2 protein-coding genes are annotated in these 1,149 nt (G+C 72.7%); one reads left to right on the top strand and one right to left on the bottom strand.

The annotated features are described in order from the left end of the window. Positions 1-13: 13 nt before the first annotated feature. The gene (locus ABD652_RS10900) at positions 14-796 is read left to right on the top strand and encodes a Pr6Pr family membrane protein (protein ID WP_344721222.1); all 783 of its coding nucleotides are present in this window, start codon (positions 14-16) and stop codon (positions 794-796) included. Here the strand turns inward: ABD652_RS10900 and ABD652_RS10895 are convergent. After that, on the bottom strand, positions 774-1,149 hold a 376-nt coding region (locus ABD652_RS10895; RefSeq protein ID WP_344721220.1), incomplete at its 5' end, for a VOC family protein. The two genes, ABD652_RS10900 and ABD652_RS10895, sit on opposite strands and share 23 nt — an antisense overlap.

The following is a 1,149-nucleotide window of genomic DNA, read 5'->3' as shown; positions in this document are numbered from 1 at the left end:
CGAGACTCGGAGCATGCAGCAGCGACAGAAGCCACCCCGGCACGGTCACGGCGGAGCAGGCACCCGCACCGGCACCAGCCCTCGCCCCGGCGACGTCGACGACGTCGGCTGGCAGCTCAGCCGGCCCGCGCGGGCCGCGCATGCCGCGATCGCGCTGCTGGCCGCCGTCGGGCTGGCGACCTCGATCCAGCTGGGCTGGACCACTGACAGCACCCTGCCTCCGGACGTGGGCTTCGCCGGGGGCTTCGACGCCGGCGTCGAGCACACGCTCAACCAGCCGGCGTACTTCACCGTGCTCTCCGGGTTCCTGGTGTGCCTGACGTCAGGGCTGCTGGCCGCGCGCCCGCACCGCACCGGCGTCGTCTTCCACGCGCTGCGGCAGGGCGGCGTGGTCTGCATGGTGACCACCGGGGCGGTGTTCAACCTGCTGCTGCGCTCCGACGACCCGCTCGTCGGCGTCCGGCTGGTCAACGACACCGTCCTGCACGTCATCCTGCCGATCGCCGCGCCGCTGGTGTGGCTCGTGGTCGGCCCCCACGGGCGACTGAACCTGCGGACTGCGCTGGCGTCGATGATCGTGCCGCTGAGCTGGCTGGCCGTGACGCTGGTCCGCGGGCCGCTGCTGGACTGGTACCCCTACGAGATCCTCGACGTGCCGGGCCGGGGCTACGCCGGCGTCGGAGTCTACGTGGGGTCCATCCTGGCCGCGTATCTGGCGCTGGCGCTGCTGCTCACCGGCCTCGATCGGCTGCTGGCGACGACGGCGCGGCGGCTCAGTCCCCGCTCGCGGCGCTGATGTTCACCATCCAGGTCACCCCGAACCGGTCGGTGAGCATCCCGAACCGGTCGCCCCACGGTGCGGTCGCCAGCGGCTCCTGGATCTCCGCGCCCTCGGTCAGCGCGTCCCAGCACCGCTCGAGCCGCGCGTCCTCCTCGGGGTCGCCGTCGCTGGAGCTCAGCGCCAGCGTGGGACTGCCGCCGGGCTGCTGTCCCGGGGCGTGGTCGGAGGCCATGAGGTGCAGCCCGCGGTCGACGTAGAGCGAGCTGTGCATGATCAGATCCTGCATCTCGTCCTCGGCGCCCATGCCCTCGGCGAAGGTCATCGCCGACAGCTCGCCGCCGAGGACGGCGTGGTAGAACTCCAGCGCT

The organism is Nesterenkonia halobia (assembly GCF_039536005.1).
Classification (GTDB): domain Bacteria; phylum Actinomycetota; class Actinomycetes; order Actinomycetales; family Micrococcaceae; genus Nesterenkonia; species Nesterenkonia halobia.
This window is presented reverse-complemented; position numbering and strand designations above follow the sequence as displayed.

Coding starts and splice junctions, on each gene's coding strand:
- ABD652_RS10900 (WP_344721222.1), top strand. CDS start 14: ATGCAGCAGCGACAGAAGCCACCCCGGCACGGTCACGGCGGAGCAGGC.